16 protein-coding genes and 1 tRNA gene are annotated in these 20,307 nt (G+C 45.7%); 13 read left to right on the plus strand and 4 right to left on the minus strand.

What is annotated here, in order from left to right; translation table 11 throughout:
• Nucleotide 1: 1 nt before the first annotated feature.
• Nucleotides 2–922, minus strand: coding sequence for a helix-turn-helix transcriptional regulator (locus AC1DFM_RS11170; RefSeq protein ID WP_477076806.1), 921 nt, complete (start codon nucleotides 920–922; stop codon nucleotides 2–4).
• A gap of 453 nt (nucleotides 923–1,375) precedes the next feature.
• On the opposite strand from AC1DFM_RS11170, the gene AC1DFM_RS11175 reads away from it, so the two are divergent.
• The 3 genes from AC1DFM_RS11175 (at nucleotide 1,376) to porG (ending at nucleotide 3,060) form a co-directional block, all read left to right on the plus strand.
• Nucleotides 1,376–1,609, plus strand: a complete 234-nt coding sequence (locus AC1DFM_RS11175; RefSeq protein ID WP_477076807.1) for a hypothetical protein — start codon at nucleotides 1,376–1,378, stop codon at nucleotides 1,607–1,609.
• Between the two features lie 47 nt (nucleotides 1,610–1,656).
• Nucleotides 1,657–2,022, plus strand: a complete 366-nt coding sequence (locus tag AC1DFM_RS11180) for a DsrE family protein (RefSeq protein WP_477076808.1) — start codon at nucleotides 1,657–1,659, stop codon at nucleotides 2,020–2,022.
• A gap of 168 nt (nucleotides 2,023–2,190) precedes the next feature.
• On the plus strand, nucleotides 2,191–3,060 hold the full coding sequence (porG, locus tag AC1DFM_RS11185) for a type IX secretion system protein PorG (protein ID WP_477076809.1): 870 nt from the start codon (nucleotides 2,191–2,193) through the stop codon (nucleotides 3,058–3,060).
• A 213-nt stretch (nucleotides 3,061–3,273) separates the two neighbouring features.
• On the opposite strand, the gene AC1DFM_RS11190 is transcribed toward porG, so the two are convergent.
• Nucleotides 3,274–3,489, minus strand: a complete 216-nt coding sequence (locus AC1DFM_RS11190) for a hypothetical protein (RefSeq protein WP_477076810.1) — start codon at nucleotides 3,487–3,489, stop codon at nucleotides 3,274–3,276.
• 167 nt (nucleotides 3,490–3,656) lie between these two features.
• Here AC1DFM_RS11190 and AC1DFM_RS11195 point away from each other — a divergent pair, with 167 nt between their 5' ends.
• From AC1DFM_RS11195 to AC1DFM_RS11205, 3 genes are all read left to right on the plus strand, one after another.
• Entirely contained in the window at nucleotides 3,657–3,980 is a 324-nt protein-coding gene (locus AC1DFM_RS11195; RefSeq protein WP_477076811.1) for a hypothetical protein, read from the plus strand.
• 106 nt (nucleotides 3,981–4,086) lie between these two features.
• Nucleotides 4,087–6,009, plus strand: coding sequence for a menaquinone biosynthesis decarboxylase (locus AC1DFM_RS11200; protein WP_477076812.1), 1,923 nt, complete (start codon nucleotides 4,087–4,089; stop codon nucleotides 6,007–6,009).
• Nucleotides 5,981–6,478: a DUF6265 family protein gene (locus tag AC1DFM_RS11205; RefSeq protein ID WP_477076813.1), complete on the plus strand. Its 498-nt coding sequence runs from the start codon at nucleotides 5,981–5,983 to the stop codon at nucleotides 6,476–6,478. Before AC1DFM_RS11200 ends, AC1DFM_RS11205 begins: the two co-directional genes overlap by 29 nt.
• A 402-nt stretch (nucleotides 6,479–6,880) precedes the next feature.
• Here AC1DFM_RS11205 and AC1DFM_RS11210 read toward each other — a convergent pair whose 3' ends face one another.
• Entirely contained in the window at nucleotides 6,881–8,464 is a 1,584-nt protein-coding gene (locus tag AC1DFM_RS11210) for a peptide chain release factor 3 (RefSeq protein ID WP_477076814.1), read from the minus strand.
• 102 nt (nucleotides 8,465–8,566) lie between these two features.
• Between AC1DFM_RS11210 and AC1DFM_RS11215 the strand changes: the two genes are divergently transcribed.
• The 5 genes from AC1DFM_RS11215 to AC1DFM_RS11235 all read left to right on the plus strand — a co-directional run bounded on the left by AC1DFM_RS11215 (nucleotide 8,567) and on the right by AC1DFM_RS11235 (nucleotide 16,821).
• Nucleotides 8,567–9,820 carry an ABC transporter permease gene (locus tag AC1DFM_RS11215; RefSeq protein ID WP_477076815.1) on the plus strand — a complete coding sequence of 418 codons (1,254 nt, stop codon included), beginning with the start codon at nucleotides 8,567–8,569 and terminating at the stop codon, nucleotides 9,818–9,820.
• A gap of 76 nt (nucleotides 9,821–9,896) precedes the next feature.
• Nucleotides 9,897–10,901, plus strand: coding sequence for a tRNA (adenosine(37)-N6)-threonylcarbamoyltransferase complex transferase subunit TsaD (gene tsaD / locus AC1DFM_RS11220; RefSeq protein WP_477076816.1), 1,005 nt, complete (start codon nucleotides 9,897–9,899; stop codon nucleotides 10,899–10,901).
• Nucleotides 10,902–11,057: 156 nt separating this feature from the next.
• Nucleotides 11,058–13,193 carry an alpha-L-fucosidase gene (locus tag AC1DFM_RS11225; protein WP_477076817.1) on the plus strand — a complete coding sequence of 712 codons (2,136 nt, stop codon included), beginning with the start codon at nucleotides 11,058–11,060 and terminating at the stop codon, nucleotides 13,191–13,193.
• Between the two features lie 2 nt (nucleotides 13,194–13,195).
• Nucleotides 13,196–13,912 carry a tRNA1(Val) (adenine(37)-N6)-methyltransferase gene (locus AC1DFM_RS11230; protein ID WP_477076818.1) on the plus strand — a complete coding sequence of 239 codons (717 nt, stop codon included), beginning with the start codon at nucleotides 13,196–13,198 and terminating at the stop codon, nucleotides 13,910–13,912.
• Nucleotides 13,913–13,950: 38 nt separating this feature from the next.
• A complete protein-coding gene (locus AC1DFM_RS11235) occupies nucleotides 13,951–16,821 on the plus strand; it encodes a PKD domain-containing protein (RefSeq protein WP_477076819.1) in 2,871 nt (956 codons plus the stop codon).
• 4 nt (nucleotides 16,822–16,825) lie between these two features.
• On the opposite strand, the gene AC1DFM_RS11240 is transcribed toward AC1DFM_RS11235, so the two are convergent.
• Complete coding sequence (locus AC1DFM_RS11240; protein WP_477076820.1) at nucleotides 16,826–18,040, minus strand: NAD(P)-dependent oxidoreductase; 1,215 nt, start codon at nucleotides 18,038–18,040, stop codon at nucleotides 16,826–16,828.
• Nucleotides 18,041–18,283: 243 nt separating this feature from the next.
• Here AC1DFM_RS11240 and AC1DFM_RS11245 point away from each other — a divergent pair.
• Together AC1DFM_RS11245 and AC1DFM_RS11250 are read left to right on the plus strand one after the other, a co-directional pair.
• Nucleotides 18,284–18,367: transfer RNA gene (locus tag AC1DFM_RS11245), tRNA-Leu, on the plus strand.
• A gap of 139 nt (nucleotides 18,368–18,506) precedes the next feature.
• Complete coding sequence (locus AC1DFM_RS11250) at nucleotides 18,507–19,553, plus strand: tyrosine-type recombinase/integrase (RefSeq protein ID WP_477076821.1); 1,047 nt, start codon at nucleotides 18,507–18,509, stop codon at nucleotides 19,551–19,553.
• Nucleotides 19,554–20,307: the final 754 nt, after the last annotated feature.

Below are 20,307 nucleotides of genomic sequence, written 5' to 3' on the forward strand. Positions count from 1 at the left end.
TTTAATAATGTTTCTTCAGCACCGGGATAAATATTTCGGTATAATTAGGACCATTGAGAGAAAGGAAGAAGTGATTGCCACTCATTTTAAAGACCCCTTCTTTACAGTTCATGCTGATGAAGTTGTACATCGGAATGCCGGCGGTGGCGAAGTCCATCGGTACGGGCAACCGGAGATAGCTTCCTCCGGGTACTCTCTTAACCATCAGGTCAGGAAAGTTTTGTTGCAGCTGGAAGTGTACGGCTACTGCGGTGATAGGCACCAGGATGCCAGCGAACATGGACAATCTTTCATAGTTGGTCACTGGTACGGCATCGAGGGTACCGGTAATGATTTTGCTTTGCGGTACGTCGTACAGCGTTTGCATCTTCTTAAACAAAGTATAGTGCTGGGTCATTCTGGCAATCATTTCACCTACGGGGTCCTGTCCCTGGGAAATGAGTGAATAATACAATATACTGTCGGGCAGTTTTACTTTTTCACAACGGTCGTAGTTAAATAGTCCGCCAAAGGCTTCACTACCAAATGCAGCGGTGATGCCTTCGGTAATTTGCAGGGTTCTTTTTTCGTTGGGCAGTGTAATGATGCGGCGGAATTCTTTGGGACTTTCCAGGAAGTATTGCTTGAAAGCCTTACTGAAAGCTGCCGTAGTAGCGTATCCGCACATGTCGCTGATTTCGCTGATATTGTAGCCACTGTGACGGAGCAATCCTGCAGCGAGTTCCAGCCGATGTCTTTTTACATATTGCCAGAATGGTTCTCCCATGTACATCGTGAAATTGTGATAGAAGTAGGAGTAGGAGATACCCAGTCTTTCTGCAACATCTTTAATATTAAACGGATCACCGACATGGTCATCGGCAAATGATAAACCCTGTAATGCCAAATTTTTGAGTTGTTCTTTCGTCAAGAGGGTAGACATACAATACGGGGATTTTAAATGATTTTCATTGGATGCGGTACCGGTAGAATTTCAACAAAATGTATTCTTTTTCTACATGATCATTATATCTAATTTAATTTTTTTATGATCAATGGAAATGAAATTTTTAGAATCATTTTAATTTGTTGAAATTCAATATGATATAGGAGTTATTAAAGTATTTATATTTATAATATGTATGATGGAGGGATTAAACCCGGCCTTTTTTTTAAGAAAAATTGAAAAAAAGCTAAAATGGACAAACTGCTTTTAAAGGGAATAAATAACTTTAGCGGCAGTGTCATGTTTATAGCTCCAGCCAGGTAAATCAATACGGATTTTATAGTATTCAGCATATTTGTCCTATCAATCCTGTTATGGAGTTGCGGCAGTCCGCAACGCCATTTACCGGCAGTAGAGTATAGTCGATCCCGTAGTATAATTGCTTATTATATGGTAGCCATTATCGTTGTTTTATTATTACTCATGTGTCTTGGATGGATATTATTATTCCGTCATTTCAGGGCGTTGCAGGCGGCTTACATCAACCTGGTAAAGCAGGAGCAGCGGGAGGCTTCCCTGTTGTATCAGCTGCGCGATGTAAAAGAGCAGTACCGCAAGCTGGAAGATAAGTTAAGAAAAGTACAGTATGAACTGTATAGCGCGAGGCACAAGGAAGATCATTAATTGTTAGATTTACATCCACCTTTTTACGCTTTTCATTTTGCCAATATTTGGGTAGGTTTGTTGCCATGCAGGTAGTTTTTCAGATCACCTCCGGCGAACAGGAGGCACAACTGGCCATGTTAGGGCAGCTTCACAATCTTCTTCAGCAGGCGGTGGCCACACAAACGCGTATAGGCGTAGAAGTGGTAGTACACGGCCAGGCCTGGAACCTGTTATTAAAAGAAGGGAACCCCTTGTCTGAAAAGGTGCAATCGTTACAGGAGCGCGCCGTTCAATTCCTTATTTGTCGCAATACCCTGAATAGCCGTCAGTTACAGATCACCCAATTATTGCCACTGACCGGGGTGGTTCCTGCGGGTATATTTCATTTGGTTAGCCGCCAGCAAGAAGGTTGGGCTTATATAAGATGTTAGTTTAATTGTTTATTAGTTAATTGGTTTATTAGTTTATTTTTACATTTTATTAGCCGTGCCGGCATATGTGTAGAAACTAATAAAGAGGGGGCACCAAATAAAAATTGTAGTAAGAACGTTAAATGTTTTGCAAGATTAAAAAGGACTAACCTCTTAAACTTTAATACTTTGAAATTGATTAAATCTACCGGAACCCTGTTGTTATTCATGGCCCTTCCCTTTCTCTCTTTTGCACAGGACTGGCATGTGGGCGCTTTTCTCGGTATTTCCAATTATAGCGGAGATCTTGTTCAGCAAAAGGTCGATATGAAATACACCCGTCCAGCGCTTGGATTGCTGGTGAGAAGAGATATTAACCGTTACCTTACTGTACGCGCTGCGCTTACCTGGGGAATTGCCACAGGGGCGGACAGCACAAATTCCAGTAAGGACCTGATAAAACGGAACCTAAGCTTTCGCTCCAATGTATTAGAAGGAAGTTTGATTGGTGAATTCAACTTTTTTGATCTGGACGAAAAAGGATTTACGCCTTATGTTTTTGCAGGAGTTGGTCTTTTTGGTTTTGATCCAAAGGCGAAAGACCAGTCAGGCAACTGGGTACGGCTTCGTCCACTGGGTACAGAAGGACAAGGATTGCCGCAATATCCTACTCGTCAGCCTTACGACTTATGGGCTATTTCCATTCCCTTTGGTGCAGGTGTAAAGGCTATTCTGAATGATAAATGGACATTGGGTTTTGAAATAGGATTACGGCCTACTACCACGGATTACCTGGATGATGTAAGTACTAGTTATGTAGATCAGAATACGTTGTTGGCGTATCGCGGGCAGAAGGCAGTAGATATGGCTTATCGCGGAGATGAAGTAAGCGGCAAATTAACACCGGGCACTTATCCGGCAGACGGCGCCAAGCGTGGTTCCGACAAGTATAACGACTGGTACGCATTTTCAGGATTTACGATTACTTATCGTTTAGGTGGTAATAACAGTGGTTGGGGCAAGCAGAAAGCTACCCGTTGCCCGATACTCCGACCTTAAACAGCAGATACTGTTCAGATATTTAAATGGGTTATTTGTATGTCAGTCCCCTCGCCGAAAGCGAGGGGACTTTTTATTGGCATAGTTGTTGAATTTATGAGTTGAAACAGGTATAAATGCAGCCACCAGCTTATCGCGGAGAGCAGCATCACAAATCGCGGAGAGAGTAATGAAACAGTGACCGCAAAAAATAAGTTGGTGTGCAACTGCCTGTTATAAGTTCACAAAAAAGAAATGCCATGAAGAAGTTTTTGTTTTTAGCTTCGGTGATATTGATAGCGGGTAGTATGAGTATTTCAGCACAACATAGGCCACCTGCGCCACCATTTCCGCCGTTGCCACCGCATCCAAGGCATTTGCCGCATCCGCCTTTGCCGCCAAGGCCACATTTTCACAGGCCACCGATGCCACCGCATCCGCCAAGGCCACACGGACACGCACATTATCGTAAGCATTATAAGCCTCACCACCGCCATTATCACCGATATAGCTACGTGAGGTATCCGGGAGCAGATTATAGCCTTAGTTAAATAGCCTGTAGTTAAATAGATACACACAATTTTTGCCAACCAATCTTGAACTAAAAACCACACAACATGAAAAAAGTATTGCTGATGATGCTGCTGATGGGCGGCGCAGTGCTGTCTACTTCCGCGCAAAGAGGATACGACAATGGCTATCGGGATCATGGCCGGGGGCACGGTCGCTGGAAACATGAGGATCGTTGCGATGACCGCTACGAACGCAGAAGAGATTGCCGCCGTGACTGGGATGATGATTGCTACCGTCCAAGAAGGAGAGTAGTATATGCTCAACCAGCCTATTATCCGGTGGTGCCAGTACCTGTTCCAGCACCGGTACGCTACTACCCATCCAGGCCCAGGGCTGTATTTCACGCAGGTGTTACGATCGTGAACTGATAACTGAAAATGGAATAAAAATGAATGCCTCCCATTATTTAATGGGGGGCATTTTTTATTGCGGTATGGGTTGGTTACTTTTGTTGATTGGTAATAAGACGCAAACATGGCATATAAAAATCTCAGACACTTTATAGATACGCTGGAGCAGGCAGGCGAACTGGTACGCATTAAAACCTATGTGGACCCAAAACTGGAAATAGCTGAAATCACAGACCGGGTGAGTAAATCGCCTGATGGCGGTAAAGCCCTGTTGTTTGAAAATACCGGCACCGATTTTCCGGTACTGATCAACTCCATGGGCAGCTATAAGCGTATGTGCCTGGCATTGGGCGTACAGGAGCTGGATGATGTAGCCGGTGAAATTGAAAATCTTTTTAAACTGTTATCCAAACCCAAAGAAAGTATACTGGATAAGCTGGCATTACTGCCAAAACTGGGTCAATTTGCCTCCTGGATGCCTAAAGTAGTGAGTGGTAAAGGTAGTTGCCAGGAAGTAGTGATGGCCAATCCTGATATGGGCAAATTGCCAGTGCTTACCTGCTGGCCTAAAGACGGCGGTCCTTTTGTGACCTTGCCTGTTATACATACTAAAGATCCGCTGACAGGCACGCGTAACGTAGGCATGTACCGGATGCAGGTATTTGAAAAAGATATGACCGGGATGCATTGGCATAAACATAAAGTATCTGCCAAACATTTCATGGAATATAAGAAGCTGAATAAACGTATGCCCGTTGCCGTAGTACTCGGCGGCGATCCGGTATACACTTATTCCGCCACCGCTCCATTACCTGAAAACGTGGATGAATACATGCTGGCAGGCTTTCTTCGCAAGAAAAAAGTGGAACTGGTAAAATGTATTACCCAACCTGAAATAGAAGTACCGGCGGATGCCGATTTTGTAATAGAAGGTTATGTGGAGCCGTCGGAAGACCTGATCTGGGAAGGACCGTTCGGCGACCATACCGGCTACTATTCGCTGGCCGACTGGTATCCTAAGTTCCATATCACTGCCATCACCCATCGTAAAGATGCCGTATATCCCTCTACGATAGTAGGTATTCCTCCGCAGGAAGATGCCTGGATCGGAAAAGCAACGGAACGTATTTTCCTGGCGCCCATTAAAATGACGCTGGTACCGGAAATCGTTGACATGGAAATGCCAGTGGAAGGGGTTTTCCATAATCTGGTGATTGCGCAAATCAAGAAAGATTACGCCGGTCAGGCGCAGAAAGTGATGAATGCCATGTGGGGAGCCGGACAAATGATGTTCAATAAAATCCTTGTGGTTACAGACGACGGCGTGAAGATCAACGACTATAAACAGCTGGCACAGCACGTCTTCCGTCATCTCAACCCGGCTACAGATATTTACCTGAGCCAGGGCCCTATGGATGTACTGGACCATTCCTGCTCTAAAATGGGCTTTGGTGGTAAGATGTGTATAGACGGTACCCGTAAATACGAAGAGGAAACGGATACTGCTTATCTGCAGGTAGCTACGCCATCGGCGATCGATACGGCCGCTATTATGCAGCAGTTCCCGGAAATCAAGGGTATCAACAGCCAGCTGCTGGCAATGGATATCTCCTGTATACTGGTATCAGTAGAAAAAAGCCGTCCTTTTCATGTGCGCGAGCTGAATGAACAACTTTACACACTACCCGCACTGGCAGGCGTAAAGATGATCCTCTATGTGGAGCATACCGTAGATGTAAGCGACCTGGCCTCCGCACTGTGGCGCTTCTGCAATAACCTGGACCCTAAACGGGATAGCTTTGTGATCAATAAACCATCCGCTACCCCCGGAAAGTATATCGGAGGTATAGGAATGGATGGTACCCTGAAAACCAGGCTGCTGGATGGTTTCGAGCGCGACTGGCCCAATATTATTGTGGCAGATGATGCTACCATCCGTAAAATAGACGCTAAATGGGGAGAGCTGGGCATCGGTCCCTTCCTGGCTTCGCCATCTCTCAAATACAAACAACAGATCTATGGAGAAGAAGCAGTGGTACAACAGTAAACACCTACTGCTGCTGCTATTGCTGGTGGCCGGTAGCTTTCGGGTAGCCGGCCAGGCTAACCCGGTTGATTTCCGTATCCTGGATAAGCTGGCCGGTACCTGGAGCATGAATACCCGCAAAAGCACCATCGTGGAAAGCTGGAGCAAGGTGAATGACTCTACCTGGACCGGCCAAACCTGGCGCATTGTAGGCGCCGACAGCGCCTTGCAGCAAACCATGCAATTGGTGAGACGGGACAATGAGATGTATTTCCTGCCGGTGTATCAGGGACATCAGCCCAAAACGCCGGTCCGCCTGCGCCTTCGGGTGTTGAAGCCCATAGGCTTTGTAGCAGAAGATCTTAATAACGACTTCCCTAAGAAAATTACTTACCGCTTTAAAGATGCCCGCCATCTGGAGGCCCGTGTAGAAGGCACCAGGGACGGGACTATTGAGGAGTATATTTTTCAATATATCATTTCCGACTAAGCATAAAGCGAAAAGCAGAAAGCAAAAAGCTATTGTGGCGATTGATTAAAGCGTATAGATAATTCGCTTTGATCAACCGCTACAATAGCTTTTGCTTTTTCAAAGTTTCCCGATTGCGTAAATCATTTTCCCGCTTTGAGACGGTTGCGCACATGAGGGAACCTACTTTTGCATCACACACGATACACAGCACCTAAATCAAAATATTCTCAATAAAGCAATAATTTGAGTTGGTCGTACAAGCAATGCCGCACCTGTTCACAGGAAGCGGCCTTTTTTTTTGAGCTGAAAGCATAAAGCAGAAAGCAAAAAGCTATTATAGCGATTGATCAGCGCGAATTATCTATACGCTTTACTCAGTCGCTACAATAGCTTTTTGCTTTCTGCTTTCGGCTTTCAGCTTTACTTATGTATTTCGGAAGTGAAGTTGAACTGGATATCCGGGTTATTGGTTCTTTCGGTATTTAAGTACCACTCAGATTGGGCCAGGTATACCAGGTGTCCGTCTTTGTCTTCTACGATGTTGGAAGATTTAAAGCGGATAAATTCTTCGATTTTATTTTTAGGGCCGGTGAGCCAGCAGGCTTTGTAGAATGGCAGTGTATTGAACTGACATGCTGCGCCGTATTCCTGCAGGAGGCGGTACTGGATTACTTCAAACTGGAGTTCTCCCACACAACCGATGATTTTGCGGTTGCCGCCGTGCTGGGTAAACAGCTGGGCTACGCCCTCATCTGTGAGCTGACGGATACCTTTTTCCAGCTGCTTGGTTTTCATCGGATCTTTGTTCACCAGTTCCTTGAACAGTTCAGGGGAGAAGCTGGGGATACCGGTGATGTAGAAATCTTCACCTTCTGTGAGTGTATCGCCGATTTTGAAGTTGCCGGTATCAAATAAACCTACCACGTCGCCGGGGAAAGCATCGTCAACGACGTTTTTTTCGCGGGCAAGGAAGCTGTAAGGGTTACTGAACCTAACGTCTTTGTCTAAACGAACATGGTGATAGAACTTGTTGCGTTCAAATTTGCCGGAGCAAACGCGGAGAAACGCAATACGGTCGCGGTGCCGGGGATCGAGGTTCGCGTGTATTTTGAAAACGAATCCACTGAATTTATCTTCACCTACTTCTATTTCGCGGGTAGTGGCGGTACGGTTGCGGGGTACCGGTGCAATGTCCACGAAGATATCGAGCAGGTCTTTCACGCCGAAGTTATTAACGGCGCTACCAAAGAATACCGGTGCCAGTTTGCCGGCGAGGTATTCTTCGCGGTTGAAGGTATCGTATACACCTTCAATCAGCTCCACATCGCTGCGTAGCTGGGCGGCGTCTTTTTCGTTGAAGTGTTCATCCACGTAGCTGCTGCTGAGGTCGGGCAGGGGCACGATATCATCGTCGGTGGCTTTCTTGTTGGGTTGGAAAGCGACGAGGTTTTTATCGTACAGGTTATATACCCCTTTGAAATCGCTACCCATGTTGATAGGCCAGCTGAGTGGTCTTACGCGGATATTGAGTTTCTCTTCCAGTTCGTCCAGGAGGTCGAAAGGATATTTACCGTCGCGGTCCATTTTATTCACGAAGATGATTACAGGTGTATCGCGCATGCGGCATACCTCCATCAGTCTTTCCGTTTGTTCTTCCACTCCTTTTACACAGTCGATTACCAGTACCACGCTGTCTACCGCGGTGAGGGTGCGGTAAGTGTCTTCCGCAAAGTCCTTGTGACCGGGGGTATCCAGGAGGTTAACGAGGATATCGCGGTATTCGAAGGTCATAACGGAGGTGGCCACGGAGATACCTCTCTGTCTTTCAATTTCCATGAAATCCGAGGTAGTGTGTTTTTTTATCTTATTGGACTTCACCGCACCAGCCGTTTGAATAGCACCGCCAAACAGGAGGAATTTCTCTGTCAGCGTAGTTTTACCGGCATCCGGGTGGGCGATGATAGCAAAGGATTTTCTTTTATTGATCTCGTTAGCGTACTTCATAAATATCCGAAAAATGGCAGCAAAGGTAACTAAATTTTTTGTCCGGCTATATTTCGTGTTTATTGGCACCGGTGGTGAGCATAAATCCGCTAAATTTGAAATATGATAGCGACCCTTAAAATATTATGGAATACTTTCAAAATGGCGATGATGGAGCTGCGGGTGAATAAGCTGCGTACGTTTTTGTCGCTGTTTGGAATCACCATAGGCATCTTCTGTATTATTGCGGTATTTACGTTGACCAGTAGTCTGGAGCACAATATCCGTAAGGATCTGGCGGATTTGGGAGATGACGTGATTTACCTGCAGAAGTGGCCCTGGGGAGGTAATGGAGAATACGCATGGTGGAAATATATGAATCGTCCGGAGCCGCAGTTTAAGGACCTGAAGCCCGTACAAGATAAGGTACATAGCGCCAGCTATGCTTCTTTTAATTTTGATGTGAATAACAAGAAGGTGGAGTATGGGAGCGATTATATGGATGGGGTGACTATGACGGCCGTGAGCAATGATTTTGACCAGATACAAACCTTGCAGATACTGGATGGACGTTTTTTTGCCAATACAGAAAGTAATAGTGGGGCTAATGTGGCTATTCTTGGATTTACCGTATGGGATGGGTTATTTGCTTCTCCTGAGTCTGCCCTTGGAAAGATTGTGAAGATTGCGGGCCGGGATGTGAAAATAATAGGGGTGTTAAAAAAGAAGGGCGAAAGTATGATTGGTGCAGGGAGCTATGATAACGCCATTATTTTACCGTATCGTTTTGCCCGTACTATTGTGGATGAGCGTCGTAATGCAGATCCGTACATATTGGTGAAAGCGAAGCCCGGCGTGAGCCTGGATCAGCTTAAAGATGAATTGAAAGGGGTGATGCGGGCCTCGCACCGGTTAAAGCCACGGGAGGAGGATGATTTCGCATTGAATGAAATCAGCTCTGCTAATGAGAGTTTGAGTTCGATGTTTGTTGCTATCAATGGAGGAGGACTCCTTATTGCGATATTTTCCTTGCTGGTGGGCAGCTTTGGTATTGCGAATATCATGTTTGTGACGGTAAAGGAGCGTACCAATATTATTGGTCTGAAAAAGGCCATTGGCGCGCCTAAGCGTATTATTTTAATGGAATTTTTGCTGGAGTCTATTACACTCTGCTTAATTGGAGGGATGCTGGGATTACTCATGGTGTATATTTTGACCACCGTTATCAGTGCTGTTAGTACGTTTGAGATGGTGATATCTATGGGCGCCTTTATTTTTGGGATGGTGGCTTCCGTAGGAGTAGGTGTGCTGGCAGGGTTTATTCCTGCGTATAGGGCCAGCAGGCTTGATCCGGTGGTAGCTATCCGGAGTAATTAGGCAGAAAGATATTGGGCAGCAGTGATGCTGTTGTACAGGCGGGGTTTTCCCGCCTTTTTTATTAATTTTGCGGCTTATGTCTGTTAAAATATTAGCGATAGAATCCTCTTGTGATGATACAGGGGCGGCAGTATTGGTAGATGGAAAGGTGTTATCCAATCATATTGCCAATCAGAAGGTACATGAACAATATGGGGGCGTGGTACCGGAACTGGCTTCCAGGGCGCACCAGGAGAACATTGTACCGGTAGTGGATATTGCCTTGCAAACGGCGGGTGTAAAGCGGGAGGAGCTGACAGCTATCGCCTTCACGCAATCGCCGGGATTAATAGGCTCGTTGCTGGTGGGCAGTTGCTTTGCCAAGTCTATGGCCATGGCGCTGGATATTCCGCTGATTGGTGTGCATCATATGCAGGCGCATGTACTGGCTAATTTCATTGACGACCCTAAGCCGGATTTCCCGTTTTTATGTTTAACGGTGTCTGGTGGCCATACCCAGATTGTTTTATGCGAAAGCCCGCTGTCGATGCGTGTAATTGGTGAAACACTGGACGATGCCGCCGGAGAAGCATTTGACAAAAGTGCCAAAATACTGGGATTGCCTTATCCGGGCGGTCCTTTGATCGATAAATATGCCCAATCCGGTAATCCGACGCGCTTTAAGTTTACAGAACCACGTATTCCGGACCTGAACTTCAGCTTCAGTGGCCTGAAAACGGGCATCCTCTATTTTCTGCAGGAAAATCAAAAGGAGAACCCCGACTTCATCCAGCAAAATTTACCGGATATCTGTGCTTCTATCCAGCAGCGGATTATTACGATCCTGTTGAATAAGGTGGTAAAGGCTGCGGAGGAAACAGGGATATGTGATATTGCTATTGCCGGCGGCGTAAGTGCCAACAGTGGCCTGCGCAAGGCGTTGCAGGAATACGGAGAAAAGTATCACTGGCGCACGTTTATTCCAAAGTTTGAATATTGTACCGATAATGCCGGCATGATCGCCATTACGGCGTATTATAAATACCTGGCAGGTGATTTTGCCTCGTTGGATGTGATCCCTACTGCCAGGGCCGCTTTTTAACTGTAGCAAAAGTAGCTGACTATTTTAGCTACATCTCCCAAAAAAATAAAAGTTATTCCGGCAAGCTGCTAAAAGGATAACAGCTTTGGGTAAAATGCTATTCTTTTCCTTGACTTAATCGATTTAGCTTTATCTGGTATATAACAGTCAATATCTATGAAGAAAGTCCTGATTGCTTTACTGGGTCTGACAATGACCTTTCAATTTGTGTTGGCACAAGACCAGGCTGCACAAACCGGGTGGAAGAACCAGAAGTATTCCATGTTTATTCACTGGGGCGCCATTTACTCTACCCTGGGAGGTGTTTGGGAAGGTAAACCGGTTACCAGAGGCTATAGCGAGCAAATACAGGCGCATGCCGGTATTTACAGTGATGTGTATGGAGATGTAGCGAAACAATTCCATCCGGAGCAATGGAATGCAGATTCGATTGTACTGCTGGCAAAGGCGGCGGGGATGAAGTCCGTGGTGATGACCTCGAAGCATCATGATGGTTTTTGTATGTTTCATTCTGCCTATACCGACTATAATGTGGTAGATGCTACCCCTTTTAAACGGGATGTGCTGAAAGAGTTATCGGATGCCTGTCAGCGTCATGGTCTGAAGTTCGGGATGTATTTTTCTTTGATCGATTGGCACTTTCCGCAGGCTTATCCTATTTCCAGTTCCAATAGTGATCCGATTACACCGGAGCATCATGAATATAATAAAAAGCAGGTAACAGAGCTGATGACCAATTATGGCCCGGTATCAGAGATATGGTTTGATATGGGATCACTGACAGCACCCCAGAGTCGTGATCTGGCAGATATTGTACATCGTTTACAGCCGGGATGTATGGTGAGTGGACGACTGGGAAATGATGCCGGAGATTTTTGTGTAATGGGAGATAACCAATACCCTGATTATAAAATTGCGTCGGCCTGGCAAACGCCTGCTTCCGTATATGATGAAACCTGGGGTTATCGTAGCTGGCAGCAGCATGGACCAGCAGCCGATAAAGCGCATGAAAAGCTGGAAGGCCTGATTAAAGTAGTGAGTAGGGGAGGAAATTATCTGCTGAACATCGGTCCCCGTGGAGATGGGTCAGTAGTAGATTTTGAGAGAGAGGTATTACTGCTCAATGGCGCCTGGCTCAAACTTAATGGGGAAGCCATTTACAGCGCATCGGCCAATCCATTTGATACTACTTTTGCCTGGGGAGAAGTGACAACGAAACCCGGCAAATTATACTTGCATCTGCTCAACACACCTGACAACGGCACTATTGAGTTGCCTGGACTGAACAGTAAAATCAGCCAGGTGGCCTTACTGAGCAGTGGGAAAAAATTGCCGGTAAAAATCAGTACGAAAGCAGGCGTTACAAAATTACAGCTGCCGGCTGATTTTCGTGTAGCCGATAAGGATATTGTTGTATTGGCGCTTACCTGCAAGGACGGCGTGGATATCACCCCGCAACATTTGCTGCGTCAGGCCACCCGTTTAACGAGAGACAATGCTACTCCACTGTTTAGCTTCTCCGGTGTGGATTATGAAAGTTATTACCGCAGCCAGGTGGGGAACTCCTGGGCATTTACCAGCACTCGTCCTGCACGATTGAAACTGATATATAGTGGGGCGGAAAAAGGCCGCAACATTCAGTTGACGTTGAACAACAACACGCAGGTAATACCGCTTACCAGTGGTACCGAAGTACCGCTGCACAATGATGTGGCTAATCTCCAGTGGGGGCCTATGTACAGCGCTGGTCCTTTCTGGTCAGGCATTAACGGAACACATGGTAGCGTAAAAGATATTGATCCGGCACAACCCTGGCCGAATAAGGACCATAAAGCCTGGACGCTGCAATCCGGCTGGCAGAATGATGCCGTGATTAAATTGCCGGGCGACAGGAGTGTGGCCAGGTATATCTTACAGGAAATTACTACTACACAGGCAGGCGACTACCTGATTGGCTTCACCAGTGGCGATGGCATTGCGGTGTATTTGAATGGAGAAGAACAGGTAGTGCATAATAATCCGGAGAGAGGCGGACAACAAAGTGAAGTGTTGTTATTGTCGCTGAAGGCGGGTAAAAATCAGCTGGTGGTGAAATATTACAGTCGCTTTGCCAAAGAGCTGGTGATGGGTATTAATCGCCAGGTGCCGCAGGTATTGTATGAACAAGTGTTGGATATTCCTGTTAAAGGTAATGGTAAAGTAGAAACCTGTGTAATCAGGGAAGCGAACCCGGTATCAGTGCATCGCAATTTGCGGATGCCTAACCTGGCGGTCGTGATGGAGTCAAAATAACGATGGCAAATACATTTTTTCAATTCAAACAGTTCACCGTTCACCAGGAGCATTGCGCCATGAAAGTGTGTACAGACGCCTGTATACAAGGAGCTTTCACGGCGCAATACCTGGCGCATAAAAAGGTGTCGGCTATATTGGATATTGGCGCCGGCACTGGTTTGCTTAGTTTGATGCTGGCACAGCAAATTGATGCTGCTATAACAGCGGTGGAGCTGGACCCGGCAGCCGCGAAGCAGGCGAGGGCCAATTTTGCAGCCTCGCCATGGGCGGATAGGTTAACCCTCACGGAAACGGATATACGTGAAATGACGCCGGCATTGCCCTATGATTTCATTATTACCAATCCGCCCTTTTATGAGCAGGCGCTGAAAAGTGGGCATGCGCAGAAAGATCAGGCGATGCATGCTACCAACCTGAGCTATCAGGAGTTGATCCGGGCTATTGACCGGCAACTGGCGCCCTCCGGAGAAGTTTCTGTACTCCTGCCATATACTGCATTTGAAAGTTTCCGGACCTTGGCTATAGCGGCTGGATATCAGCTCCGGGAGGTGTTACATATCCGGCAAAGTGTGAACCATGGCTTTTTTCGTACGGTGGGTATATTTAGTCGCGGCGCCGGAGATACCCTTGTAAAGGAGTTAGCTATTCATGATGCTAACCGGGTGTATACCAGTGCTTTTGTCGCTTTGTTGATGCCATACTACTTGTATCTGTAAGTATTTAGTATCTTAGTGTCCGCTATTTATCCTTATTTATGTACAGAAGAATTGTTTGTTTCTGCCTGTTACTGTTGTCAGCATTTTCGGTCACGGCTCAAAAGGAAGTTTACCGATGGTACTTTGGCTATAATGCCGGTATCAATTTTAATACAACACCCGCCTCTGTTCTCACTGATGGACAGACTTATACCCGCGAAGGGGTGGCCACTATTTGTGACGGCGCCACAGGTGATTTATTATTTTATACAGAAGGGTCCACCGTATGGAATGCAAAACATGAGGTGATGCCTGACGGCACCGGGTTGCTGGGAGATCCTTCCAGCTCGCAGTCGGCCGTAGTTGTGCCTTTCCCAGGACATCCAGGTCAGTATTATTTGTTTACAACGATGACGGGTAAGGGGTTTCGTTATAACCTGGTGGACATGGCATTGGACAATGGCAAGGGTAATATTGTTCCCGGAACAAAAAATGCGATGTTATTGGGCAATAGCCTGAGTACGGAAAAAATAGGGGCTACCCGACATTGTAATGGAAGGGATTTTTGGGTAGTGACCCATGCGGTGCGTAGTGCTGATTATTATGTATACCTGGTTACATCAGCGGGTGTTTCGGCGCCTACTGTGTATACAACCGGAACTGTTGTTCGTTCCGGAGGCTGGGAAGAAGCAGGGGTAATCAAGTTTACCGATGATGGCGGAACGATGGTCCACACCATAGCCGGCCTGCGGCAAGGGAAGATGGGTAAGGTAGATGTTTTAAAGTTTAATAATTCCACAGGCGTTATCAGTGCGCCACTTGCGATACTGGATGTGATTTTCCCTTTAGGATCGGAATTTTCCTCTGATGGAAAGCTCCTATATGTGGTGAGCTTGAATTACTCCGTATGGAGCAGGGTTTATCAATTTGACCTTACCGCGCCAGATGTGAATGCATCCCAGGTAGCTGTTGCCAGTGTTATCTCGCCGTTGCAGATAGGCGGTCTTCAAATGGGGCCGGACCGGCGTATATATGTGGGATATGTGAAGGGGGAGGACGACGGGTATCCTTATGTGGGTCTTATTCATCACCCGGAGGTGAAAGGGATGGGATGTAATTATGAACGTGACGGGATGAATGTAGATCCTACCGGAAGCGGATTACATCGTACCTCCGCCTGTTTCCCTACGTTTGTTAAGAGCTTTATGTATGTTCCTGCTGATTTTACGGTGTCCACTGTTTGTGAGGGAAAATCTACCTTTAAGCTGATTAATGAAACAGGTGTAACAAGTGTATTATGGGATTTTGGGGATGGCACCAGCTCTACAAATTTATCTCCCGAACATCTTTATACGAGTAAGAAAACTTATACGGTGAAAGTGATTGTTTCCGGGAATTGCATCACTAGTGAGCAAACCCGGGATGTAGTTATTGAAGGCCCCATAGCGGAGGCAGTTACCAAGTTTATTTGTGATGGAAGTACTTATATTTTGCCGGACGGAAAGAAGGTCAATGCTGAGGGTACTTACATTAGCACTATTAAAAGGGCAAGTAGCAGTTGTGATAGCGTAATTACCACCACTGTGAAGTTTATGCCCACTTATAATAAGAAGGAGGATGCCATGATTTGCATGGGGGAGGAATACCTGCTGCCAGATGGCCGTAAAGTGGCGACTAGTGGCATTTATGTGTCGTCTTTTAAAACTTATCAGGGCTGCGACAGTATTATTACTACTACGTTGAAGGTGGTACTACCTGTTGATTTCACGGTTGCTAATGTTTGTGAAGGTAAGCCCACTTTTAAGTTGGTAGATGAAGCGGGAATAACAGGTGTGTTGTGGGACTTCGGTGATGGTAGTACGTCTACAGCGATGTCTCCTGTGCATATTTACACCAGAGAGCAAATGTATACCGTGAAAGTGACGGTTACCGGACATTGCGGCAATGATGAGAGAATTCGTAAAGTGCTTATAGAAGCGAGTATTCAACCGTCAGTTACCAAATTCCTCTGCCAGGGAACATCTTATGTTTTACCTGACGGCAAGGTGGTGAATGCGGAAGGAATTTACATCAGTAATTTAAAAAGGGTGGTTAGCGGTTGTGATAGTGTGATAACGACTACCGTGAAATTTGCATCTGTTTATCATCTGAAGGAGCAGATTGTGATTTGTGATGGGCAGACCTATCAGCTGTCAGACGGCCGTAAAGTAAAAAGCAGCGGTACTTATGTAGCCAATATTAGAACATATCAGGGCTGCGATAGTATTACCACAACTGTATTGCAGGTAGCACCGCATTCCTATGCGGAGGTATATGATACGGTTTGTAACGGAAAAGACTACACGTTACCTGATGGGCGCATAGTGTATAATGCTGGTAGTTATACCAGTAAGCTGTTTACAAGATATGGCTGTGACAGCACTATTGTTACTTATCTGAGTGTAAAAGACAGGCCACAGGTAACTATGGTGCCTGAAATTTGTTTGTTTAACTGGAAGCCGGTAACGGTTACTGTGCCACCAGGATACCAGTATTTGTGGGGAAATGGCGCTACTACCAATACACAACAGATCCGCTACCCAGGGACTTATCATGTCAACGTTGGTAATGAATGTGGTACCACCGTTTTGCAAACGGTGGCGAAGGAGTGTGGGGTGGATTTGTATGTGCCTAATGCCTTCACGCCTAATGGTGACGGAAAGAATGACTTATTTCGTTTACGGACACCGCATGGGCAGGTGTTGCTGGAGTTCAGGGTATTTGACCGTTGGGGAGTAGAAATATATACTTCCACTGGCATTATGCAGGGATGGGATGGTACTTATAAAGGCGCGCCGCAGCCGGTGGGCAGTTATGTATATTTTATCCGTTATAAAAATATAGAGGGAGAAGAGAAAATGCTGAAAGGGGCAGTTCATTTGCTCCGGTAAATTTTCAGGAGGCGCCTTTTGCATAATCTTCGAGGTAGGCAAAAGGCGCTGTCAGCGATCCTTTGCTGGCAATGGTAGCATTTTGTATCATGGTGCTGCCTTGGTTTAATAATTCTTCAAATACATATTTCATCAGCTGATCTCCGAAATACTGGGAAGCATCTCTGGGTAATTCATTGGGCAAATTGCTGACACACATCATGTCTACCGTATCCGGCAGATAAGGGGCCGTTTGTTGCATCGTATCTTTGGTAACGCCATAAACGGGGTTTTCAATGGTGCTATCGCCCAGATTACAGGGAATAGATCCGTTGGTATCATCTGTGATATCGGCGATCACCTGTATGCGGAAATTGTCTTTTTTGAGATCATCGGCATGGAAGAGGGGAGGGATGTTGTGGTCCCAATAGATGCCGTTCATCAGGATATCGCTGGCGGTGACATAAGGCAGGAAGCGGCATTCGTAGTTTTCGGGATGTGCGTGGAAGTCGGCCCTGCTATATGTTTTATCTTCTTTTTTCAGGTATAGTTCTCCCGCTTTTAGTTGTGTATATACGGGATAAGCGTAGCTGTTAATCAGGTATTCTTCCGGCGGGAGGTATTTGATGCCTAGCAGGCCCATAATTTCCAACGCTCCTGCGGCAACGCGTCCGGAGCCGGTGATAACGATTTTCATCGGCGGTAATTTGATCCCGAAATAGTGTCCGATCAGTTCCTGAAAATCATGGCAGGTATGTACTCTTTTGAAGTGGAAGCTTTTTGTTTTTTCGCCGAAAGCCATCAATCCGTTGTGGGCGCCTACAATGCCGGCGAAGAAGCCGAAGCCCAGAATGCGTTGTCCGTCGGGGTGTACGAGGCATTCATAATCTATTAGCGTGATATTTTTTTGCAGGATGGTTTGCAGCATCCGTTGGTTATGTGGTTGCTTTTTTTTCGTGTGGCTGAAGAAGAGATAGGTTTTATCGGCTATCAGCTGGTCTACCGGCACTTCTTTGATACCCAGCAGGACGGTGCATCCGGAGAGATCTTCCTGGAGGGTGATGCCTGCTTTTTTATATTCTTCATCAGAGAAGCAGCGACGGGGAGATGGCTGTACGTATAGCCGTACCTGTGGGAAGTGGTGCATGATCCACTGGCATTGCTTAGGAGTAAAGGCCACGCGGTTATCGTGTGGATGTTTTTCTTCCCGGATGAGTCCTATGTGTATCGTGTTTTGCATGTCTGAATTTACGGTATTTTGCGCAATGGAATAACGAAGGGGGAAATTTTTTTGAGAAGAGAAGGGGAGAGATGGATGCTTTGTGATTGTTGGTGGTGGCTGGTTTTCGGGGGAGCGGCTGATGCGGTGTTGCTGTTGTGTGGAATGTTTTTTAGTATGAAATCAAAAATTTTCTTGGAGAATAAAAAAGAGTTCCTATATTTGCATCCCGCAATTGACGCGGAGAGTTCTTATAAAATGATTGCCCAGATGGCGGAATTGGTAGACGCGCTAGACTCAAAATCTTGTTTTCGAAAGGGAGTGCAGGTTCGATTCCTGTTCTGGGCACTGTTCAAAGCCCGTAAATGCTTATATTTGTAGCGTTTACGGGCTTTTTCTATTTTCGCAACTGTCGCATATTAACCCTTTTTTTCACCTTTTCACACCGTTTGCGGCGAACAAACGGCGAACACATTGGCGAACAGTTATGAATATCACAATTTCTTCCAAACTCTCCAGAGACAAGAAAAAAACATGGTATTATTTTGAATGGGGCAAGGGTGCCGGCCAGCGGAAAACAACTGGTATTTACACATGGACCAATGCTACTGATTCAATTCAGAAGAATTTCAATAAGGAGGCCAAAAGAATTTTAGAGGTAAGGCGCTCGCAGTTAGTATTGGAGCTGCAATCACTGAGTAGTGGATATACCCCTATCCATAAGATTAAACACAATTTCTTAGATTTTTATGAAGAATTTGTAAATGATAATAAGCGTCCCGGCAATAAAAGCCTAAGCTGCTCCTTTTCGTCGCTTAAAAAATTTATTGGCAAAGATCACATTAGCGCAACTGATATCACAGAGAATTTTTGTGAACGCTTCCGGGCTTACTTACTTGACAACCTCGAAGGCGAAACCCCTGGTGACTACTTTATGCGTTTCAAACGGGTTATCAAAGCTGCGACAAAACAGGGGTACTTTAGGGTTAATCCGGCTGAAGACGTAAAGGTAAAGGTTCATCCCAGTAAGCAGAAAGATATCTTGGAGGCCAAAGAGTATATTCAATTAATGAAAACGCCGTGCAGTAATCAAGAAGTAAGAAGGGCGGCAATTTTCAGTTTGTATACCGGTCTGAGATGGTGTGATATTGAGCCTCTTGGGTGGGCAGATGTATTGGAAGATTCCGTAATTCTCAGCGCACAGACAAAGACGGGCGTACGTGTTGAGGTGCCATTGCACCCAATTGCAAAAAAAGTCGTTGAGAATCGAATGGTTGGCAAGGTATTCGATTTGCCAACACAGGACGGGGCAAATAAGACGCTTAAGGAATGGGTTAAACGAGCAGGTATTAATAAGCACATTACATGGCACTCACTTAGGCACTCTATGTCAGTATTACTTCAGGATGCGGGGGTTGATATTGCTACCGTGGCAGGCCTACTAGGACATACAACTACAAAGTATGTTCACAAGACCTACCAGCGGTATAGAAAAAATTCAGGCCAGGAAGCTATCAAGAAGTTACCGTCATAATTTTATTTTTTGGTTAGCCGGTGACGTTTTGCCGGCTAACATTCGATCCAAATCCTCTTTACTGAAATATCCTGATGCACTTTTATAAACGCCGTACTCCTCACACTTTCTGGCTAATGCAGTGCGGCCAAGGTTTGTGTAGATAAGGGCCTCTTCGGGCTTTAAAAAGGGTTTGAAGCATATGGCTATTGCCTTCATCTGTATAATTTCATTATTACTCATATCTCTTCACATTTTCTCCCTCACGGGTGGTTATCGTATCATTCCATTTTTTCGCATACGGTTATATTGATTGGCCGTCATGCTTGTTAGGTGCCATTTTTTGCACTCGTGGCACAGATATGACCGGATAGGTCTAACCCCTTTCCAGTCTGGCTGGGCATGATCGAGTGAACGGTCAGCTGCAGCTTTGTTGTTGTAACTGGTTTTATTGCACATATCTCTTTCACTTTCCGGATACCGGAGCCGGCGCGGTTTAAAATTTTAATTCTACTTCATGCCACCCGTAGCAATTAGTATCCGACAGGTCTACTGAAATCAAATCGTCAATTATTCTTGCTTTTGATTGTTCGATCTGCGTCTGAATTACTTTCAAATGAGTGATAAAATCTTTAACGGTTAAGATATCCCCGATCTTAATTTTTACTTCCATAATCATTTCCTGGTATCGCTTCCGGTAGCGTTTAGTTTTTGCAATTGCTTTTTTAGTTGTTCAATCTCCTGCTTTAACTTATTTCGTTCATAACAGGGGACA

The sequence above is a fragment of the Chitinophaga sp. 05T412 genome (genome assembly GCF_056396465.1).

Coding starts and splice junctions, on each gene's coding strand:
- AC1DFM_RS11170 (WP_477076806.1), bottom strand. CDS start 922: ATGTCTACCCTCTTGACGAAAGAACAACTCAAAAATTTGGCATTACAG.
- AC1DFM_RS11175 (WP_477076807.1), top strand. CDS start 1,376: ATGGTAGCCATTATCGTTGTTTTATTATTACTCATGTGTCTTGGATGG.
- AC1DFM_RS11195 (WP_477076811.1), top strand. CDS start 3,657: ATGAAAAAAGTATTGCTGATGATGCTGCTGATGGGCGGCGCAGTGCTG.
- AC1DFM_RS11200 (WP_477076812.1), top strand. CDS start 4,087: ATGGCATATAAAAATCTCAGACACTTTATAGATACGCTGGAGCAGGCA.
- AC1DFM_RS11205 (WP_477076813.1), top strand. CDS start 5,981: ATGGAGAAGAAGCAGTGGTACAACAGTAAACACCTACTGCTGCTGCTA.
- AC1DFM_RS11210 (WP_477076814.1), bottom strand. CDS start 8,464: ATGAAGTACGCTAACGAGATCAATAAAAGAAAATCCTTTGCTATCATC.
- AC1DFM_RS11215 (WP_477076815.1), top strand. CDS start 8,567: ATGATAGCGACCCTTAAAATATTATGGAATACTTTCAAAATGGCGATG.
- tsaD (WP_477076816.1), top strand. CDS start 9,897: ATGTCTGTTAAAATATTAGCGATAGAATCCTCTTGTGATGATACAGGG.
- AC1DFM_RS11225 (WP_477076817.1), top strand. CDS start 11,058: ATGAAGAAAGTCCTGATTGCTTTACTGGGTCTGACAATGACCTTTCAA.
- AC1DFM_RS11230 (WP_477076818.1), top strand. CDS start 13,196: ATGGCAAATACATTTTTTCAATTCAAACAGTTCACCGTTCACCAGGAG.
- AC1DFM_RS11235 (WP_477076819.1), top strand. CDS start 13,951: ATGTACAGAAGAATTGTTTGTTTCTGCCTGTTACTGTTGTCAGCATTT.
- AC1DFM_RS11240 (WP_477076820.1), bottom strand. CDS start 18,040: ATGCAAAACACGATACACATAGGACTCATCCGGGAAGAAAAACATCCA.
- AC1DFM_RS11250 (WP_477076821.1), top strand. CDS start 18,507: ATGAATATCACAATTTCTTCCAAACTCTCCAGAGACAAGAAAAAAACA.